Below are 380 nucleotides of genomic sequence, written 5' to 3'. Positions count from 1 at the left end.
TGATGATGTTATGGAAAAGGCATGTGCAATTATTGGTGCACAACGTCAAATTGAAAGTGTTCCAGAAAAATTTCATCATAAAGGTGTGATTGCACCAAAAAAACTTGGAGATTTGGAAACATTAATTCGTTCGTATGATGTAAACCAAGATGAATTGGTGCTGTTAGCTTCAGGCGATCCGTTTATTTATGGGTTAGGAAAATGGTTGAGTCAAAAATTTGCCGGTTGTGTCCAAGTAATGCCGGGCATTAGTTCTATGCAATATATGGCAAGTAAAATTGCTTTACCGATGAATGATGCATTTTTGACAAGTAGTCATGCTAAAACTCCAAACTTTGATTTAATTATGTCATTAGATAAAGTGTTTATGGTTACTGATG

Annotated in this window: 1 protein-coding gene; it reads left to right on the top strand. The window is 35.0% G+C overall.

The annotated features are described in order from the left end of the window. Positions 1-10: 10 nt before the first annotated feature. A partial coding sequence (locus E4T88_RS17900; RefSeq protein WP_228094016.1) for an SAM-dependent methyltransferase occupies positions 11-380 on the top strand: 370 nt, incomplete at its 3' end.

This window comes from Dysgonomonas mossii (assembly GCF_004569505.1).
In the GTDB taxonomy this organism is placed as follows: Bacteria; Bacteroidota; Bacteroidia; order Bacteroidales; family Dysgonomonadaceae; genus Dysgonomonas.
Note: the sequence above shows the minus strand (reverse complement) of the source record. Positions and strands in the feature narration are given on the sequence as shown.